Source organism: Paenibacillus sp. TSM33 (genome assembly GCF_056099025.1).
In genome coordinates this window covers 211,118-228,917 of the sequence record NZ_JBLZXB010000022.1, presented here as the reverse complement: position 1 = coordinate 228,917, position 17,800 = coordinate 211,118, and the positions used below count along the sequence as shown (strand labels likewise).

The following is a 17,800-nucleotide window of genomic DNA, read 5'->3' as shown; positions in this document are numbered from 1 at the left end:
CTTTTCGGGTGGACTAGAGGAAGGGAAGTCGTACTATCTGGAAATTACCTCGGGAGCACTGACGGACTTTGCAATGAACCCGTATGCAGGGATGCATACACCGGAGGATTGGACGTTCCGTACGCGGTATGAGCACGGCGGGAGATCGAATCGTTCGAAAAACAAGAAAACGTCTGAATCAGATTTCCTATCTGTTAATTCCGAATCTGCGACAAACACAGAAAGAGTATTAACTGATACTAGAACTACAGTCGATATGAATTCTTCAATTCAGCTAGTGGGGCTAAATAATGCCGATGCCAGTAAAGCTCTGAATGTTACAAATGTTGACCAGAAAGAACTGGTGGTTGATGCTTCAGGCTATAGTAAAGCAGCAAAAGTGAGTATACCTTCCGCCTTTTTAAAACAATACAAGAAAGAAAACACAAATCTGCCGATAAGCATACGGACAGATGTAGCTCAGTTTACTCTTTCTACTGAACTGATCGATAAATTGGTTTCGTTATATCCAGAAGAAAGCCTGACAGTCGAAATTTCGTCGTTAACAGACGAAAACGGGACACAAGTAAGACAAGCTATTGCTGATACAGGGCTAACGGATGTTTTGGTGAATCCGGTTGACTTTAAGCTTATGGCTGGAAATCAAGAGATCACTGAATTTTTCGGGAATTACGTGGAGCGGAAATTGATTCTGGGGCTTCAAGTTGATCCTGAGCATGTAGTGGCTGTATGGTTCGATCCTAAGACAGGTGCTTTATCGTCTGTTCCCGTATTGGTCCGAAATGTAAATGGACAAACGGAGGCAATCATCAAATCCAATCATAACAGTATTTATGCTGTAGTCTCAGCAGACAAAAAATTTAAGGATCTGGAGAATCATTGGGCGCAAAAAGATGTGGAAATGATGGCAAACAAGCTAATTGTCAAAGGTGTTCAGCCTGATATTTTTGAGCCAAATCGGGCTATAACAAGAGCTGAATTTGTGGCACTGCTTGTCCGTGGATTGGGTATGCAGGAAAAGCCATTACCTAAACACTTTACAGATATAAAAGAAGATGCCTGGTATGCTGGTAGTGTTGGAGCTGCGATAGATGCAGGTCTGATCCGAGGTTACGGGAATCAGTCATTTGGACCAGAAAAGGTGATTACTCGCGAGGAAATTGCGGTCATTGCTGAAAAGGCTGTAGATTACGTTCAGACTTTAAATACCATTCCTTCTAGTGAGGAATATAAAGAGGTTTACAGCGATTCTTCTACTGTTTCTCCTTGGGCCCAACAGGCTATGGCGCAGGCTACAGAGCAAGGGTTAATTAAGGGCGTGTCTCCAGACCTGCTTGCTCCCAAACAACATGCAACACGGGTAGAAGCAACTTCGATATTAAAACGGTTTTTGCAACTGATTAAATTTACAAACTAAAGAACAATAAATTAGACGAATAAGTACTCTTTTTTGGCGGTCCGTGGGGATCGCCGTTTTTTTATGCTTTATAATAAATGCTATGATTAGAGCTATCGCTGTTTCAAGATAGTTTTTTAGAAAAAAGGAGGTGCGATGGTGGTGGTGGAGGTGACTGGAATTATTGTGGCGGGTGGACGCTCTAGCAGAATGGGACAGGACAAAGCACTGCTCAAGTTCGGAGGAGTTACGGTACTGGAGAGGATAGTTGCTGAGCTAGAGAAAGTCGCGGGAAGAGTTATTGTAGTGACTCGGGATTCACAACAGTATAGGGCACTTGGGCTGGAAACAACGGAAGATCTATATCCAGGCTTGGGTCCTTTGAGCGGTATCCATGCAGGACTTTCTGCTTCCAAAACAGAATGGGGGGTCGTAGTAGCCTGCGATATGCCTTTTGTGCAACAAGAGATATTCCATGCTTTACTTGCACACGCAACAAACTGGGAAGCTACGCAAGAGATAGCTAATGAAAAAAGGAAGCAACAGGTCCAAAGAGAGCAAAAAACATTTTGTGGAAAAGACTTATTGCCTCAGTCAACACAACTAGAATTACAGGCGATAATTGCATCTGTGGATGGACGTATACATCCGTTGCTGGGGCTATATCATCGAAGTGTGCTGCCTTCTGCTGAGCAATGCCTACGGAGTGGCCGGCTTCGTCTGATCGACTGGCTGAACTCCTTGAATGTTCGTTATGAGAAAGCTGGCGAATGGCCGGGAGCGAGCTTAGACATGTGGAAGCAAGCTGTGTTTAACATGAACTATCCACAGGATTACCAGCTTATCGCGAAACAATTGGAGGGTATACAACACGTACCGTCCATGCAAAAAACAGAGAATAGAGAAAACCTAGAAAAATAAGGAATTCAGAACAATGCTCTCACCTAAGGATAGAAGAAATAGTGGAAGATGAGTGAAAAGATATATCATGTTTTAGGGGGAGTACATAACATGCTGGAAGCTATTATTCATGCCGTTTTATTGGCATTGGGATTGATTTTGCCTTTAGGGGTACAAAATGTATTTGTGTTTAATCAGGGGGCGTCCCAGTCGCGGTTTCGCAATGCCTTGCCTGCGGTCATTACAGCGGGTGTCTGTGACACCATTCTGATCACGCTTGCCGTTGGGGGTGTATCCCTTGTTTTGCAGCAATTTCTATGGCTCACGAATGTGCTTTATGCGGCGGGCTGTTTGTTTTTGCTGTATATGGCTTGGACTCTTTGGAGGTCCAAGGCTGCTTCCTCGGGAGAAAGCCAGCCGATGCTGCCGAAACGCCAGATGATTTTTGCTGCCTCGGTATCGCTACTGAATCCACATGCCATACTTGACACGGTTGGTGTAATTGGAACCAGCTCCCTTCAATATAACGGCGGGGAACGTTGGGCCTTCGGTCTGGCTGCCGTGTCAGTATCGTGGATATGGTTTGTGGGTCTGGCAACGGCGGGCCGGCTTGTAGGACGTATGGATTCAGAAGGAAAGTTTGGTACTATGCTCAACAAAATATCGGCACTGATTATTTTGGGTCTGGCCATTTATATGGCGATAACTTTTATGACTAGTATGTGACCCAAGCCTTGTTAGAAGAAAAATTTCAATAAAGCGAATACCCCGCTCAAAGCAAAGGGGACACCGATCAAAAACAACATAAAGGCCAGACAGCCTGCACCATTTACACCGCCAGCAATTCGGGCGTCCCGAGGGTTGGCCGGATTGTATAGTACCTTAATCTTGCTGCCAACCCGGTTGAGGCTGAGATTGGTACTATAAGGATTCCAGAATTCCACGACTTCACCTGAAGCGGTATAGAAGCGTACCTTTAATCGGCGGGTGTAGCTGGTATCTACCGGATCATCACGGTCAAAGGGAACGACATCTATGTCTACTTCGATATGCGCGTCAACGATTTGCCCTTTGGTACGGACCCAGTGGCGTTTACGATAACGGTGGCGACGGATCGTTCTGAATCCGAAATAGATGAGCAGCAGACCGATCAAGCTGAACAACGGCATGAGCAGATCGGAGCTAAAATGAAACCAGTACACATTGAAATCAATTGAAATGATAATCTACTCCTTCAAACCAAGTGATAAACAATATATCGGAAATACTTAAGAATAGTTTAATTTTTCCATAGAGAATAAGGTGGAGATGAATGGAGTATAAAAAAAGATCCGCTTCCCCGGGAAGTGGATCTTTTTAATAGCTGTGGGGACTACTTCTTGCTCGATTGGGACATGTCAAAATCAACATCCTCGATAAATTCGATAACCTCACCATTAGGGCTGTGGACTAATGCATTGGTGACTACTAGAGGAGGTTCGCCAAGTGTAAGCTGATTGGGTTCCACAAAGGTTCTTGCTCCGTGGACAAGGGCTTTTTGGTATATTTCATCCACATTGTCTACGTAAAATGCGAGGTGTAATAAAGCCCCATGAGCAATGTCCTGCTCGGATGCAGCCTTTTTCCCTTGGGCAGGAATGACGGCATCGTTATCAAAGATTTCGAGACAGGTTCTTTGGTCAGGTGAGATCAGCATGGAAGCTTCTTGAATCCGAAAGGATGGAAGACTCCAGTGATGTCCTCTTTTAAATCCCAGTACTTCGGTATAAAATGCAATGGTTGCTTGATAATCACGGGCTTGGATGGCCACATGAGCTAGTCCCTTCACACTCATTTCAGATCCTCCTTATATGTAAGTAAACCTTATTATATGAATAATTATGTGCTACATATATATTTAAAATAAGCTTTTTATACTATATTGGTTATGAAACCGAAGATATTTTTGACGAAAAACGTTACTTTTTAAATCCAAATCAGGAGGTACTTGATATGCAGCATCACATAGACGAGATAGACTACAAAATCATGAAATTGTTACAGCATGATGCGCGAATAACGATTTCCCAAATCAGCAAAGAAATTTCGATGTCACAACCGTCCGTTAAAGAAAGAATGACCAAGCTTGAAGAACGAGGGATTATTTCTGGATATAATGCTGTATTTAATTTACGGGAACTGGATCGGGGGACAACTACGTTTATTCTGATAAAGACAGAACATTGCCAAGAGCTGATTGATTTTTGTAAGGAGGCGAAGGAGGTTACCGATTTGTTTCGCATCAGCGGGGAATTTAATTATCTCATTAAGGTACAAAGCGCGTCTGTAGAGGAAATTGCAGAGTTTCAGGATTCACTAGTCAAGCTGGGGCCTTCCAAATCGCATATTTGTATGAAAAATATACTGGAAAACAGGGTTTTGTTGTAAGTCATCCGGCAACGCATATTTGGAACATAAATCATTCAGAAAGCTGTTATTCGTAGCATTAAATTAAGCGAATGATTGGATGAAATAAAAAAAGTGACGCTGAATTACACCAGCGTCACCGTAATTCCTTGCTTCAGACGTTCCACGTCCTGAAGCTCGATCTTGCCGGCCATGGCGTGCAGAGCAGCCGCCGTGCCGCAGGCCGCTCCCTGTCGTAGCATGGCAGGGAGCTCCAGCCCCGCCACCGCGCCGCTAACCAGCCCGGCGACCATGGCGTCACCGCTGCCGAGCGCGCTGACAATGTCCGCGTCCGGCAGGCTTACGCGGTAGCGTGCATCGCGCGTTACCGCTAGTGCCCCGTGTGCGCCGAGCGAGATGACGGCCAGCTGCGCTCCGGCTTCCAGTAGCTGTGATGCCGCCGCTTCAGCGGCATCTGGGCGCGTGGCGTCGATCCCCGCGAAGCGGGCGGCCTCATCCTCGTTAGGCTTCACGAGGTCGGGCTTCCCGCGCAGCCCCAAGCGCAGCGCCTCGCCGCTCGCGTCCAGCGCCACGCGCGCGCCGCGTTCCTTTGCCAGCGTGCACAGCTCGGCATACAGATCGGACGGGCAGCCGGGTGGCAGGCTGCCGGAGAGAACGACCCAAGCCGAATTCTCGGCAAGGGTCGCGATTTTGCGCCGCAGTGCGGCTAGTTCAAGCGGCCCAACGGTCGGGCCGCTCTCAATCAGCTCGGTCTGCGTGCGGGCAGCCGGGTCGAGCACGGTTATGGCGAGACGGGTTTCCCCGTATGCCGTTTCGATGAAATCGGCGCTTACGCCCTCCGTGCTCAACCCGTCGATGAGTAGCCGTCCGGTATGTCCAGCTACAAACCCGGTCGCCCGTACAGGCTGACCTAGCGTGCGAATGACACGAGCGGCATTCACGCCCTTGCCGCCTGGTACTGTCAGACCGTTTTCTATGCGGTGGACGGCATTCAATCCAAAGCCTGCAACCGTGTAGATCTTATCCACTGCCGCGTTAAGCGTTACGGTGGTAATCACAAGGCATCACTCCTTTAAGAAATCAGCTTTAAGCCCAATGCTGCGGCAAGAATCATGGCGATGAATAAAACACGCAGTACGCTTTTTTGCTCACCATACAAGAACATGCCTGTAATCGTACTGCCGACGGTTCCAATGCCTGTCCATACGGCATAAGAAGTTCCCATCGGCAAACTTTTCATGGCGAAGCTGAGCAGAGAGAAGCTAAGAATAAAGGATAAAATCATAAGTGCCAGGGCCTTCCACCCTTTGCCGACCGTAACTCCCTTCATGCCGATGACTCCAAGCACTTCCGAGCAGCCCGCGATAACCAGTGCAATCCAAGCCATTATGCACCACTCCCTTCCTGAGCATCACGATCGGTAACTAACTTCAAGCCGATCACACCTGCTAGCAAAAGGGCGATTAACAGCGTTTTGGACCATTGAAACGGTTCCCCGAAAAGCAGCATTTCGCCTACGACGGTTCCCCCTGTCCCCAGTCCGGTAAATACAGCATATACCGTGCCTACAGGCAGACGCTTTGCAGCCTTCATGATTAAATAAAAGCTGGCCACCACAGCCAGCACAGTTACAGCCCAGGTGAGTACAGAATGTGCATGCTTCAAGCCTGATACCCATACGACCTCAATCAGGCCTCCAACAAAAACGTAAATCCAACTGCGATTCATGATGAATTTCTCCTCAATTCAGTATAATTTTACAATTACGACTGCGTCACCCTTCATGAGATGAAGTTAACGTAATCCCACGCCAAAAAATAGGCCATGCAGCGTTCAGCCTTCGGTGGTAGTTGGTGCTTCCACTGTACAGTAGCTCTACCATGATTCCATCCACCAGCGTCATGTAGGCTAAAGCCACATCCGCTGGCTTCATATGTCCAAAGGGTTCCCGATCCCGTACATTTCGGAGGCGACGAGTTAATTTTCGCTCCATTTGTTCCAGGAAAGGATTCACAATATTCAGTACCTCGTTATATAAAGATACAGGCGGAAAAAAGGAAAAACGAAGCATAAACTTGGCTGAGTTGTTGCCCTCATATTCCTGTTCCATCCAGAACAGGAAATCATGCAGTGAATGTTCCAGCGACTGTTCTTTGCGTTCCGTAAAGTATTCGAAAATACGTAAATTCTGCTCTTGAAACGCATAACTTGCCACCTGCAAAAACAGATCCTCCTTGCCTTGAAAATGCGCATAAATAGATGGTTTTCGGATTCCAACCTCGGCGGCAATACTGCTCAAGGATGCTCCCTCATACCCATTAGCGGCAAATTGGAAAAGAGCGGCCTTTCGAATCTCTTCCATTCCCATCATTATCACCTACCTAACGTTCGTTAGTTTATTCTCACATGAAAAAAAGTAAGTGTCAACCCATCGACATTTCGTTATGTAATTGGATTTTTTTATTCAACATTTAAATAAAAAAGTGGGAAGAAATAAGGGGCTCATGTACAATATAATGAGGAATATCTGTTTGAATGCAGTCCATTGGAAGTGAGGTTAGTTATGAGGCGAAGCTTACTGGCCGTATTGATCGCGGCTATGGTGTTTATTATTTATTATTTTGGCTTGTTTAATTACATCGGTAAAAATGAAGGAACTGTCATCAGTATTTTCTCTACGCTGACGGTTATTTCCATAAGCCTGATTATATTTACGGAGAATCGTAATCCTTCGACCACCATGTCATGGATTTTGCTGCTGGCGTTGCTGCCAGTCGTTGGACTTCCTCTTTATTTTTTATTTGGGCAAAATGTATTCAAGCGCCGTAAGTATGACAAAAAGGCATTGCGTGACCAACAGGCTTACGAGCGTATTGAAAAGGATGCTTTGCGGGTCAAACGAGATTTGACCTGCTTTACAGATGAGCAGCAGCAGTTAATGCGTCTGGCGCGCAGACTGGCACGCTCCCCGATTTATTTTGCGACAGAAACCCAGATTCTGAATAATGGAGATGAAACCTTCTCCACGCTGCTGGAAGAACTGCGCAAGGCGCAGCATCATATCCATATGGAATATTACATTTTCCGCTCGGATGATATTGGTACCAGCATTCAGAAAATTTTGATCGAGAAGGCTAAAGCGGGTATTAAGGTTCGGTTTATGTATGATGCGGTCGGTAGTATACAATTATCGAAGGCATTTTTGAAGGAAATGAAAGATGCAGGGATCGAGGTTGTTGCATACGGCGGCGCTCGGATTTTGTTCTTCTCCAGTCGGGTAAACTACCGTAATCACCGTAAAATTGTAGTTATCGACGGTAATATTGGATTAATCGGTGGCCTAAATGTGGGAGATGAGTATCTCAGCCGCAATAAAGCCTACGGCTTTTGGCGTGACACGCATATGATTGTGAAGGGCGAAGCTGTGCGGACGCTGCAACTTATATTTTTACAGGATTGGCTTCATATGACGGGCGAATCGGTGCTGGATAGCGAATATCTGTCTCCCGATATTGAACCGATCACGGACGGCGGCGTACAGATTATTGCCAGCGGCCCAGATAACGAGCGGAGAGTGCTTAAAAATCTGTTTTTCTCCATGATTACATCCGCTCGAAAATCCGTCTGGATTGCCACTCCTTATTTTATCCCGGATGAAGATATCCTGACTGCTTTGCGGATGGCTGCTCTATCCGGGTTGGATGTGCGTATTCTGTTCCCCGCGAAACCGGATAAATGGCTGCCTTTTCTCGCATCCCATTCGTACTTCCAATCGTTGCTGGAGGTGGGAGTCAAGGTATATGAATATGAAAAAGGGTTCCTTCACTCCAAGCTTCTCATTATTGACGGAGAAGTTGCGACTATTGGGACAGCCAATATGGATATGCGCAGCTTCCATTTGAATTTTGAAGTGAACGCTCTGTTGATTCAAACACACAGTGTGCAACAGATGGTGAACGACTATGAGCGAGATTTGCACAATGCCAGCTTGATCGTACGCGAGGAATTCATGAAGAAACGTCTGTTCAAACGTTTGATGGAATCGCTCGCTCGGCTGCTTTCACCACTGCTGTAATGCACAAACGATGAGCTGTGGATAAGGCAGCAGGTCTTAGAGTCAAAATGTAGTAAAGCCCAAAATATCCTGGAGACGGTATACAATATCTTTCCAAAATGTTGAATGATCCTCGTAAGCCGCCAGCTCCAGGCTGTATTCAGCTCCCCGATTATTCCACAGCTTATCAAAATAGGCCGCCACCTGTCGGGTCAGCTTGCTGTCCGCCGGAGCGGCCACCCACAGTTCATTCTCCAGATTTAAATCATCCAAATTACGGGGGGTCAAATTGGTAGAGCCACCCCAGATCAAATGCTCTCCTTGTGCCTTGGCAATATAAATCAGCTTCGTATGAAATTGCTCATGGGTAGTATGATACCAGCGAATTTGAATGCTCCCATTTGATTTATCGGACAACTCTTGGGCAACCGGACGATTAGGGATGCCTATTTTTTCCTGCCCGAACGCGTTTTCGTTGGGGTCCAGCAGCAATTGGATGTGTACACCGCGCGCCGAGGCATCCAGCAGGCTATTCAATACTTTGCGGTCAGCCAAATAAAACATGCCCATATGAATGCTGTCACCTTGCTTCGTCTGCTTAATGCCATTCAGAACGGAGGTATACACTTTGCCTTCAGTGAGATACTTGATCCGGTAGCTGTCCTTACCTGAAGGGACTAGGGGCTCTGCTTGAGGTGTGTAGGCAGGAAGTTGCTCTCCACCCGAGAAGTCCAATACCGCCTGCTCTGTTTGTAAAATATCACCGATGATCGGCCCCTTCACCTCTAGGGCAACATTGGAATGATAGGTACTTGCATCGTGAACATTGCCTGTAGAAATGAGAGCAGTTTGCTCGTTGGCAACCAATTTTCGGTGATTGGCTTTGACGTTTAACAGCTTTAAATAGGAGCGAGCCGTAACGTCAGGTCCGTCACTGGCCATCAGATTGGGAATCCAGCCTGTGCCCTGCTGTCCGAACCACTGGAAAAAGGTACGCCACACCGCTGAATAGATGGGCGTGGAGTCCCGCAATGGATCTACATCGGTCTGCACGACCTGAATTCCTGCTCGTTTCATATTCTCCAATAAAGGATTGGGAGCAGAATTATAATTGGTATTGACTTCATCTGTAATGAAAAAGATAGGCATCTCAGGATGGGCTTTCTTTTTGGCGATAAGATGCTGGGTCATTTGCGCGCTGACTTCGGGGAAGAGCTGCCCTTTATGTTTATAATCGTTGAACAGAAACAGGTCAATGACGATAAATTGTTGGGCTTCATCAATGATCCCGAGCATACGATTCAAAATTTGCCCTTCATGTTGTACAGTGCTTCCATCCCCAGTAGGGTAGGTCAAATCCGTCCAAAAGTTTACCTCGTTCGTTGAATACTCCTGACTTTCATAAGAGACTAACGGAGGCAATGGTTTATGGGTCTGATACAGCATGACGGCAATCAGCCAGAGGATAAGGACCAAAAAGGCGATTTTAAGAGCACGACCCTTATGCATGGATTTTCTTTGGGATTCCGGCACAGAATGCAGCGGATTATGTTTAGTCATACGACGATCAGCTCCTCCATTGAATGCTGCATTCCATTTTATCGTGTCCGAACATGCAGATTATGAAATAGATACTGTCTAATTATTACCGCAAGTCCACAGGATTGAAGCGGAATGCTGAACGGAATGAAATAGAGAACGTTAATAATTGAGGACATATGTCCTTTATGGGCAGGCTGACCTATACTTAAATAGATACAAAAGTCATTGATATGGGGAGAATAACGATTGATGAGAGGAATCTTGTTTGCTTTTCTGGGAGGCGCTTGTATTACGTTGCAGGGGGTAGCGAATACACGGATTAGTCAGGATATCGGGACATGGCAGGCGGCTACCGTTACTCAGCTAATAGGTTTTATTTTGGCAGCATTAGTTTGGATGTTTACAAAGGATGGCCGTGTGTCTGAAATGAAACAGGTAAAGCCAATGTATCTTTGGGGTGGTGCTTTTGCGGCTATCATTATATTTAGTGAAGTCACAGCCATTCAACATATTGGGGTTACGTTCACAATCTCGGCACTGTTGATTGCTCAGTTATGTTTAACTTTCCTGGTAGACATCAAGGGATGGTTCGGCATCGTGAAGCAGAAGATGAAGCTGCCACAATTTATAGGTATTGGTATGATGATCGCGGGTGTCATTATTCTAAAGCTCTAAAAATAAAACTTTATTTACGGAAAAAGCTTAGAACGTAGAAATTGAAGGTGAGCTGAGGAATGAGAGAAATTCAGGACCAAGAGCAGCTAAAGTATTTTTTGCATCTGCATCAGTTAGAATCCATACTCTACGAGCCACTACATCCCTATTTGTCGCTGCATCGTTTGGAGCAAGGAGAAAAGCTTTGTTCGCAGGGGGACGCCATTGAACATCTGTATATTCTGGTGCAAGGCAAGGTCAAAATTTTTACCAGCTCTACAGAAGGGAAGACTCTGATCCTTTGCTTCAAAACACCGATCGAGGTCATAGGAGATGTTGAATATATCCGTAATAGTCACGTCATCAATACAGTAGAGGCAGTGTCGCCGATCTATGTGATTGGTGTCCATCATCAGTGGATGAATAAGTACGGTAGAGACTATGCTCCTTTGCTGCAATTTCTATTGGATATTGTCACGCGAAAGTTCTGCCTGGACTCTGATTTCTCCAGCTTCAACCTAATGTATCCGGTGGAAGTCAGGCTGGCGAGCTACTTGCTATCTGTTTCTTTTGACGAATCCCATTCTGCTTTTCATGAGGAACTACGGGCATCCAGTCTAGTGGATGTGGCGAATTTGATCGGAACCAGCTACAGGCACCTCAACCGTGTCATTCGCAAAATGATTGAAGAGGGATTGGTTGAACGGGCAAAAGGCTATATTGTCATTAAAGACAGAAAAGGTTTGAGTGAACTGGCGGGCCATAATATTTATGAATCGTTGTAATCATAGTGCTTTGAATAAGGCCAACACAATAAAGGGACTATTAAGGGAGAGTTAAATATGTTATTAGGGCTTATTTTGGCAGTTATCGCAGGTGCTTTGGTCAGTCTGCAAACGATATTCAATAATAAGGTGAATGAGCGGACAGGTTCATGGGCCACAACGACTTTGGTACTGGGAACAGGGTTCCTGGCTTCCTTGCTCGGGAGTCTTATCTTTGAAGGGAAAAATACATTTGCTTTACAGCATATGCAGTTGTGGTACTGGTTTAGTGGCATGATTGGTGTCGGCGTTGTGTTCTGTCTGGTACAAGGAATGAAGCGACTGGGCCCAACCTATGCGATCTCTATTGTATTGACGGCACAATTAGGTACCGCCTTGTTGTGGGATTCATTAGGATGGCTTGGACTAGAAAAGATTCCGTTTACCTTCAATAAGTTGATTGGTGTGCTGGTCATTATCGGTGGTATTCTCGTTTTCAAATTTGGACATCGGCGTACGAAGGAACCACAAGAAAATATTACAACTATACCTGATTCGATGAAGAGCTAAAGGAGGCTGTCATGACCTTTATCCTGCTGGGATTGGGGTCCGCTTTCGCAGGGGCATTTTGTAGAAAAGCTGCATCTTAAGCAGGTGCTGCTTTTCATCCCATAGACAAGAAAAAATGTTCACAGTCATGTATATATTTTTCCATCCATGATACAATGAAAATATCTTAAAATAGTGCTTTAAGAGCTTAGATATTTGATATATGAGACGATAAATAGATCGGTTACCGTGTTCGGGGACGGTCTTATTTGTGCTTCACGAACCTGATGGAATAAACAGAGTGACTTTGGATGAGGTGGAACATAGATGAGTAATACAGAAAATAAAAAGGGATTATCTGACGGCTCAGACAGATCCGGTTCTTTGTTACCTGCCGCATGGACAGGCGAACGGAAGATTGAGCATGTCCGCCTTTGTCTGCAAGAAGATGTGGCCGGACATGGTATCACCAGTGGGCTGGAGCGATATAGCTTTAAGCATTGCGCTTTGCCGGAGCTACACTTTGACGAGGTGCGTCTGGATACCAATTTTATGGGACGTACTGTACGGACACCGCTGCTCATCAGTTCAATGACAGGCGGGAGCACCGAGACAGGAGCGATTAATGAACGATTGGCAGAGACAGCAGAGAGACGCGGCTGGGCGCTCGGTGTCGGCTCCGCACGAGCTGCGGTGGAAAAAGAAGAATTGGCTTCAACTTTTGCGGTTCGCCGTCTGGCACCCAGCATCCCGATCCTTGCCAATCTGGGTGCAGTGCAGCTGAACTACGGATTTGGTGTGGACGATTGCCAGCGTGCAGTAGAAATTGCCGGAGCGGATATGTTGGTGCTGCATTTGAACGGATTGCAGGAGATATTCCAACCTGAGGGGAATTTGGATTTTAGCGGGCTGCTTGAGCGCATCGAGGAGTTGTGTCGTCGTCTTTCGGTGCCTGTAGGAGTGAAGGAAGTTGGCTGGGGCATAGATGGTGAGACGGCATCGAGATTATATGATGCAGGCGCCGCTTTTATTGATGTCGCTGGTGCAGGCGGAACAAGCTGGAGCCAGGTGGAGAAATTTCGTAATCCTGACCCTGTGCGCCGTGCAGCGGCAGAGGCGTTCGCCGATTGGGGTAATTCGACCGCTGAATGTATCGTGGAGGTTAGAGCAGCCCAGCCTAATGGCGCTCTGATCGGTAGCGGTGGACTGAAAAACGGTGTCGATGCTGCGAAGGCGCTTGCTTTGGGTGCTGACATGGCAGGATTCGGTCGCTCTTTGCTTGGCTCGGCAGTCACCTCCAGCGAGGCGTTGGAAGCACGACTGGAGCAAGTAGAGCTGGAATTGCGTACAGTCATGTTTGGCATCGGAGTAGCTGGGATCGAAGGTCTTAAAGACACGACCAGACTAAGAAAGAAGGCGAACGGATGAGTGGATTCATTAAGTTGGTTCCGATGAACACAGAGCAGTATGATCGCTTTGAGCAACGATCGCTCGCGGATTACGCGGAAGAGAAAATCCAGGCAGGCGCCTGGACGGTGGAAGAGGCACCAGAACGGGCAAAGGAAAGCTTTGCAACATTTTTGCCACAAAGACTGGATACCCCCCATGCTCACCTGTACATGCTTGAGTATTCAGATAGTGTGGCTCAAGGCCCCGAGGAAGTGGGATATATTTGGTTCAACATTACAGAAGGTACGCAAGGTAAAGAAGCTTTTTTGCTGGATATTCTCATTTACGATTCATATCAGGGGCGAGGACTGGGTACGTTGACGATGCAGGCGTTGGAACAAGAAGCTCGGAGGCTGGGTGCGGCTCGCATCGGTTTGCATGTATTTGGGCATAATGAGCGGGCTTTACATGTATATCGTAAGGCCGGTTATCGGATTACGGATATCCAGATGAGCAAGGAAATCTAAATAAAGCTATCAAAATAGGGATACGGCAAAATCCTAAATTCACAGCCGTATGCTTGCCGCATGTATAGGTTCTCCTATATAATGTGGGTTGGTAAACTAACAGAGGGTATAGCGCATATTTTATATAAACGGGAGTTGTTCTGATTATGGCTTTAAAAGCGGGGATCGTGGGTCTGCCGAACGTGGGCAAATCAACACTGTTTAACGCAATAACGCAGGCGGGGGCGGAATCCGCAAACTATCCATTTTGTACGATTGACCCCAATGTAGGGGTCGTTGAAGTGCCGGACGAGCGGCTGGATAAGCTGACTGAACTGGTAGTACCGAACAAAACGGTGCCAACGGCTTTTGAATTTGTTGATATTGCTGGACTTGTACGAGGTGCCAGCAAAGGCGAGGGTTTGGGTAACAAGTTTTTGGCTCATATTCGTGAAGTAGATGCCATTGTTCATGTGGTACGCTGCTTTGAAGATGAAAATATTACCCATGTGGACGGCAAAATTGATCCGATAAGCGACATTCAGACGATTAATCTGGAATTGATTCTGGCGGATATCGAAAGTGTAGACAAGCGCATTGACCGTTCCCGCAAAAACATGAAGGGCGGCAACAAGCAGTATGCCCAAGAGGTTGAAGTACTGGAACGGATCAAGGAATCGCTGTATGCTGACAAACCAGCACGTAGCGTAGAATTGTCAGAAGACGAAAAGCTGATTATACGCGACCTTCATTTGCTTACGATGAAGCCTGTATTGTATGCGGCTAATGTCAGTGAAGATGGTGTAACGGAAGCTGACAGCAATCCATATGTGCAGAAGGTACGTGAATTTGCAGTAGCGGAAAATGCTGAAGTGGTACCGATTAGCGCCAAAGTAGAGGCTGAAATTGCTGAGCTGGAAGGCGAAGACAAGGCAATGTTCCTTGAGGAGTTGGGGCTGGCTGAATCTGGTCTGAACCGTCTGATCAAAGCAGCTTACCGCTTGTTGGGACTGTATACGTATTTCACGGCAGGTGTGCAGGAAGTACGCGCATGGACCATTCACAAAGGAACAAAAGCACCTGGCGCTGCGGGCGTAATCCACTCGGATTTTGAACGCGGATTTATTCGCGCTGAGGTTGTATCCTACGATGACTTGGTCGCTGCTGGATCTATGAACGGGGCCAAAGAACGTGGTCAGCTTCGTTTGGAAGGTAAGGAATATGTGGTGCAGGACGGGGACGTTATGCATTTCCGTTTTAATGTTTAGTAGTCATCTCTCCGTATAGCAAACAGAGTTTATATACAAATAATTAGGTAATTGTATATGTGTTATCCGCATGTACTAACTCACGTAGTCGCTGCCTGTCCCGGGCGGCGGCTTTTTATTTGATTCGCATTTCTTTTTCCTGATTGAGAGTTTGTTACCAAATCATTAGCAGGTTTTTGTTTATTCGACTTCAATTGATTTGCGGATTTTTGCAAAATCCTAAATTAGCAAGTATTTTATGTAGCTAATTAATCGAATAGTTGTTATAATAAAGAGCTGTAGCCAGTGAATTTAAAGCTGGTTTCATATTAATTTAACTGAAGAGGTGAATCGCTTGTTGGACCGATTGCAATCATTGGCGGACCGCTACGATAAACTGAGCGAACTGCTCTGCGATCCGGATGTGGCGAACGATAGCAAAAAACTTAGAGATTATTCCAAAGAACAGTCTGATTTACAGCCTGCTTATGAAGCATATACCGAATATAAAACTGTCGTTGAGGAGCTGGACGCTGCTAAAGCCATGCAGGCTGAAAAGCTGGACGACGAGATGCGTGAAATGGTCAAAATGGAGATTGAAGAGCTGAGTGCCCGTAAGCGGGAGCTGGACGAGAAAATTCGTATTTTGCTGCTGCCGAAGGACCCGAACGATGATAAGAACGTTATTATCGAAATTCGTGGTGCTGCGGGTGGTGACGAGGCTGCACTGTTTGCTGCTGACTTGTACCGGATGTACACTCGTTATGCCGATACCCAAGGTTGGCGTGTAGAGCTCATGGACGCGAACATGAATGACCTCGGAGGCTTTAAAGAGGTTATTTTCATGATTAACGGACGTGGTGCATACAGCAAAATGAAATTCGAAAGTGGCGCACACCGTGTACAGCGGATTCCGACAACAGAATCTGGCGGACGTATTCATACGTCTACCTCCACGGTGTCCGTGATGCCTGAGGCAGAGGAAGTGGATATCGAAATTTTAGATAAGGATATCCGCGTGGATACTTTCTGCTCCAGCGGTGCGGGCGGTCAGTCCGTTAATACAACGAAGTCGGCGGTGCGTGTAACGCATATGCCAACGGGTATTGTGGCAACCTGCCAGGACGGCAAATCCCAGAACTCCAACAAGGAGAAGGCGCTGCAAGTTTTGCGTGCCCGTATTTCGGATATGATGCGTCAGGAAGAGGAAGCCAAATATGCAGGCGAGCGTAAGAGCAAAGTAGGTACCGGGGATCGCAGTGAGCGTATACGTACTTACAACTTCCCGCAAAGCCGTGTAACGGATCATCGCATTGGTTTGACCATGCACAAGCTGGACCAGGTGATGAACGGAGAGATCGAAGAAATCGTATCAGCACTCACGATTGCAGAGCAGGCTGATTTGATGGAACAAGAGGTTTAAGTTTTGGGGAACGAACGCGATTGTGTGTATCGGATGCCGCCGGAACGGAACATGAGTGTCAGAGAAGCCTTAGTTGAGGCTTCTTCTTTTTTAGGAAGTTGCGGCGTGTTGGAGCCGCAGCATAATGCCCGCTTGCTGTTGGAACATGTGCTTGGGCTGGAAGGTACGAGGTTTTACGCTGCTCTGGGCGATCCGTTCCCTTGCTCCGTCAAGGAGACATGGGAACGGATCATCACCCGCAAAGCTGCGGGTGAACCGGCGCAGTATATTATCGGACGGCAGGAATTTTATGGCCGCCCGTTCGCGGTTTCACCGTCGGTGCTGATTCCGCGCCCCGAGACGGAACTGCTCGTCGAGGCGATACTCCAGCACGGCGACCGGCTGTGGCCGAGCGGTGCTCCGCACGCGCTCGACATCGGTACGGGCAGCGGCGCGATTGCCGTGACGCTGGCGGCTGAGCGGCCGCGCTGGCACGTAGCGGCGGGGGATATTTCTGCTGCTGCGCTCGAAATGGCGTCCCAGAACGCCGCTGCGAACGGCGCAGTCATAGAATTCCGCGAGGGCGATCTGCTGGCGCCGTTTGCGGGAACGGCGCTAGACATCCTCGTGTCCAACCCGCCATATATCCCGGCTGCTGACATCGCTGGCTTGCAGCCGGAGGTGCGCGATCATGAGCCGCGAATGGCGCTGGATGGCGGTCCTGACGGGCTTGGCCCGTATCGGGCAATGCTGGAGCAGCTGGGGCTCCTTCAGGCCCCACCCCGGCTAATCGGGTTTGAGCTGGGGATGGGACAGGCCAGAGACGTGGCTGACCTGCTGGAACAGGTAGGTCATTGGAAGAACATTCTAATCATTCCTGACCTTGCGGGGATCGAGCGACATGTCCTAGGCGTCTCGGAGTAATGCTGCATTTTCTTTTTGCGAGTCTTTCCTTTAGAATAAGAGGAGTATGACCGAGAAACGGCTCAGG

Annotated in this window: 20 protein-coding genes; 13 read left to right on the top strand and 7 right to left on the bottom strand. The window is 47.2% G+C overall.

Annotated features, from left to right (window positions below; translation table 11 throughout):
- The 3 genes from ACN6NF_RS23275 to ACN6NF_RS23265 form a co-directional block, all read left to right on the top strand.
- The coding region (locus ACN6NF_RS23275) for an S-layer homology domain-containing protein (RefSeq protein WP_474319807.1) at positions 1–1,417 on the top strand (1,417 nt) is incomplete at its 5' end.
- A 135-nt stretch (positions 1,418–1,552) separates the two neighbouring features.
- On the top strand, positions 1,553–2,317 hold the full coding sequence (mobA, locus tag ACN6NF_RS23270; protein WP_177189495.1) for a molybdenum cofactor guanylyltransferase: 765 nt from the start codon (positions 1,553–1,555) through the stop codon (positions 2,315–2,317).
- 90 nt (positions 2,318–2,407) lie between these two features.
- Positions 2,408–3,022, top strand: a complete 615-nt coding sequence (locus tag ACN6NF_RS23265) for a LysE/ArgO family amino acid transporter (RefSeq protein WP_044786172.1) — start codon at positions 2,408–2,410, stop codon at positions 3,020–3,022.
- An 11-nt stretch (positions 3,023–3,033) separates the two neighbouring features.
- On the opposite strand, the gene ACN6NF_RS23260 is transcribed toward ACN6NF_RS23265, so the two are convergent.
- Both ACN6NF_RS23260 and ACN6NF_RS23255 read right to left on the bottom strand, forming a co-directional pair.
- On the bottom strand, positions 3,034–3,498 hold the full coding sequence (locus tag ACN6NF_RS23260) for a DUF3592 domain-containing protein (protein ID WP_016822856.1): 465 nt from the start codon (positions 3,496–3,498) through the stop codon (positions 3,034–3,036).
- Between the two features lie 170 nt (positions 3,499–3,668).
- Complete coding sequence (locus ACN6NF_RS23255) at positions 3,669–4,130, bottom strand: VOC family protein (RefSeq protein ID WP_016822857.1); 462 nt, start codon at positions 4,128–4,130, stop codon at positions 3,669–3,671.
- Positions 4,131–4,288: 158 nt separating this feature from the next.
- Between ACN6NF_RS23255 and ACN6NF_RS23250 the strand changes: the two genes are divergently transcribed.
- Positions 4,289–4,723, top strand: coding sequence for an Lrp/AsnC family transcriptional regulator (locus ACN6NF_RS23250; protein WP_019688833.1), 435 nt, complete (start codon positions 4,289–4,291; stop codon positions 4,721–4,723).
- A 104-nt stretch (positions 4,724–4,827) separates the two neighbouring features.
- Here ACN6NF_RS23250 and ACN6NF_RS23245 read toward each other — a convergent pair whose 3' ends face one another.
- Genes ACN6NF_RS23245 through ACN6NF_RS23230 form a run of 4 tightly spaced genes read right to left on the bottom strand, consistent with a single transcriptional unit; the run spans position 4,828 to position 7,070 of the window.
- Positions 4,828–5,760, bottom strand: a complete 933-nt coding sequence (locus tag ACN6NF_RS23245) for a 1-phosphofructokinase family hexose kinase (RefSeq protein WP_474319805.1) — start codon at positions 5,758–5,760, stop codon at positions 4,828–4,830.
- Between the two features lie 14 nt (positions 5,761–5,774).
- On the bottom strand, positions 5,775–6,089 hold the full coding sequence (locus tag ACN6NF_RS23240) for a DMT family transporter (protein WP_016822860.1): 315 nt from the start codon (positions 6,087–6,089) through the stop codon (positions 5,775–5,777).
- On the bottom strand, positions 6,089–6,430 hold the full coding sequence (locus ACN6NF_RS23235) for a DMT family transporter (RefSeq protein WP_474319804.1): 342 nt from the start codon (positions 6,428–6,430) through the stop codon (positions 6,089–6,091). The genes ACN6NF_RS23240 and ACN6NF_RS23235 overlap by 1 nt, the downstream gene beginning before the upstream one ends.
- 46 nt (positions 6,431–6,476) lie before the next feature.
- Positions 6,477–7,070, bottom strand: coding sequence for a TetR/AcrR family transcriptional regulator (locus ACN6NF_RS23230; RefSeq protein ID WP_474319802.1), 594 nt, complete (start codon positions 7,068–7,070; stop codon positions 6,477–6,479).
- A 195-nt stretch (positions 7,071–7,265) separates the two neighbouring features.
- Between ACN6NF_RS23230 and cls the strand changes: the two genes are divergently transcribed.
- Complete coding sequence (gene cls, locus ACN6NF_RS23225) at positions 7,266–8,777, top strand: cardiolipin synthase (RefSeq protein WP_474319801.1); 1,512 nt, start codon at positions 7,266–7,268, stop codon at positions 8,775–8,777.
- 42 nt (positions 8,778–8,819) lie between these two features.
- Here cls and ACN6NF_RS23220 read toward each other — a convergent pair whose 3' ends face one another.
- Positions 8,820–10,316: a phospholipase D family protein gene (locus ACN6NF_RS23220; protein ID WP_474319799.1), complete on the bottom strand. Its 1,497-nt coding sequence runs from the start codon at positions 10,314–10,316 to the stop codon at positions 8,820–8,822.
- A gap of 231 nt (positions 10,317–10,547) precedes the next feature.
- Between ACN6NF_RS23220 and ACN6NF_RS23215 the strand changes: the two genes are divergently transcribed.
- From ACN6NF_RS23215 to prmC, 8 genes are all read left to right on the top strand, one after another.
- On the top strand, positions 10,548–10,973 hold the full coding sequence (locus ACN6NF_RS23215) for a DMT family transporter (protein WP_167437859.1): 426 nt from the start codon (positions 10,548–10,550) through the stop codon (positions 10,971–10,973).
- Between the two features lie 59 nt (positions 10,974–11,032).
- The gene (locus ACN6NF_RS23210) at positions 11,033–11,737 is read left to right on the top strand and encodes a Crp/Fnr family transcriptional regulator (RefSeq protein ID WP_474319797.1); all 705 of its coding nucleotides are present in this window, start codon (positions 11,033–11,035) and stop codon (positions 11,735–11,737) included.
- 57 nt (positions 11,738–11,794) lie between these two features.
- The gene (locus tag ACN6NF_RS23205; protein WP_474319796.1) at positions 11,795–12,286 is read left to right on the top strand and encodes a DMT family transporter; all 492 of its coding nucleotides are present in this window, start codon (positions 11,795–11,797) and stop codon (positions 12,284–12,286) included.
- 306 nt (positions 12,287–12,592) lie between these two features.
- Positions 12,593–13,693, top strand: a complete 1,101-nt coding sequence (gene fni, locus ACN6NF_RS23200; RefSeq protein WP_474319794.1) for a type 2 isopentenyl-diphosphate Delta-isomerase — start codon at positions 12,593–12,595, stop codon at positions 13,691–13,693.
- Positions 13,690–14,181, top strand: coding sequence for a GNAT family N-acetyltransferase (locus ACN6NF_RS23195; RefSeq protein ID WP_474319793.1), 492 nt, complete (start codon positions 13,690–13,692; stop codon positions 14,179–14,181). The genes fni and ACN6NF_RS23195 overlap by 4 nt, the downstream gene beginning before the upstream one ends.
- A 146-nt stretch (positions 14,182–14,327) precedes the next feature.
- Positions 14,328–15,428, top strand: a complete 1,101-nt coding sequence (gene ychF, locus ACN6NF_RS23190) for a redox-regulated ATPase YchF (RefSeq protein ID WP_016822869.1) — start codon at positions 14,328–14,330, stop codon at positions 15,426–15,428.
- Positions 15,429–15,762: 334 nt separating this feature from the next.
- Complete coding sequence (gene prfA, locus ACN6NF_RS23185) at positions 15,763–16,830, top strand: peptide chain release factor 1 (protein WP_013373454.1); 1,068 nt, start codon at positions 15,763–15,765, stop codon at positions 16,828–16,830.
- Positions 16,831–16,833: 3 nt separating this feature from the next.
- Positions 16,834–17,733 (top strand): peptide chain release factor N(5)-glutamine methyltransferase, encoded by a 900-nt coding sequence (prmC, locus tag ACN6NF_RS23180; RefSeq protein WP_474319791.1) that lies wholly within the window; start codon positions 16,834–16,836, stop codon positions 17,731–17,733.
- The last annotated feature ends 67 nt before the right edge of the window (positions 17,734–17,800 follow it).

Excerpts from the sequence above, each read along its gene's own strand:
- mobA (WP_177189495.1), top strand. The coding sequence starts at position 1,553 with ATGGTGGTGGTGGAGGTGACTGGAATTATTGTGGCGGGTGGACGCTCT.
- ACN6NF_RS23265 (WP_044786172.1), top strand. The coding sequence starts at position 2,408 with ATGCTGGAAGCTATTATTCATGCCGTTTTATTGGCATTGGGATTGATT.
- ACN6NF_RS23255 (WP_016822857.1), bottom strand. The coding sequence starts at position 4,130 with ATGAGTGTGAAGGGACTAGCTCATGTGGCCATCCAAGCCCGTGATTAT.
- ACN6NF_RS23250 (WP_019688833.1), top strand. The coding sequence starts at position 4,289 with ATGCAGCATCACATAGACGAGATAGACTACAAAATCATGAAATTGTTA.
- ACN6NF_RS23240 (WP_016822860.1), bottom strand. The coding sequence starts at position 6,089 with ATGGCTTGGATTGCACTGGTTATCGCGGGCTGCTCGGAAGTGCTTGGA.
- ACN6NF_RS23235 (WP_474319804.1), bottom strand. The coding sequence starts at position 6,430 with ATGAATCGCAGTTGGATTTACGTTTTTGTTGGAGGCCTGATTGAGGTC.
- ACN6NF_RS23230 (WP_474319802.1), bottom strand. The coding sequence starts at position 7,070 with ATGGGAATGGAAGAGATTCGAAAGGCCGCTCTTTTCCAATTTGCCGCT.
- cls (WP_474319801.1), top strand. The coding sequence starts at position 7,266 with ATGAGGCGAAGCTTACTGGCCGTATTGATCGCGGCTATGGTGTTTATT.
- ACN6NF_RS23220 (WP_474319799.1), bottom strand. The coding sequence starts at position 10,316 with ATGACTAAACATAATCCGCTGCATTCTGTGCCGGAATCCCAAAGAAAA.
- ACN6NF_RS23215 (WP_167437859.1), top strand. The coding sequence starts at position 10,548 with ATGAGAGGAATCTTGTTTGCTTTTCTGGGAGGCGCTTGTATTACGTTG.
- ACN6NF_RS23210 (WP_474319797.1), top strand. The coding sequence starts at position 11,033 with ATGAGAGAAATTCAGGACCAAGAGCAGCTAAAGTATTTTTTGCATCTG.
- ACN6NF_RS23205 (WP_474319796.1), top strand. The coding sequence starts at position 11,795 with ATGTTATTAGGGCTTATTTTGGCAGTTATCGCAGGTGCTTTGGTCAGT.
- fni (WP_474319794.1), top strand. The coding sequence starts at position 12,593 with ATGAGTAATACAGAAAATAAAAAGGGATTATCTGACGGCTCAGACAGA.
- ACN6NF_RS23195 (WP_474319793.1), top strand. The coding sequence starts at position 13,690 with ATGAGTGGATTCATTAAGTTGGTTCCGATGAACACAGAGCAGTATGAT.
- ychF (WP_016822869.1), top strand. The coding sequence starts at position 14,328 with ATGGCTTTAAAAGCGGGGATCGTGGGTCTGCCGAACGTGGGCAAATCA.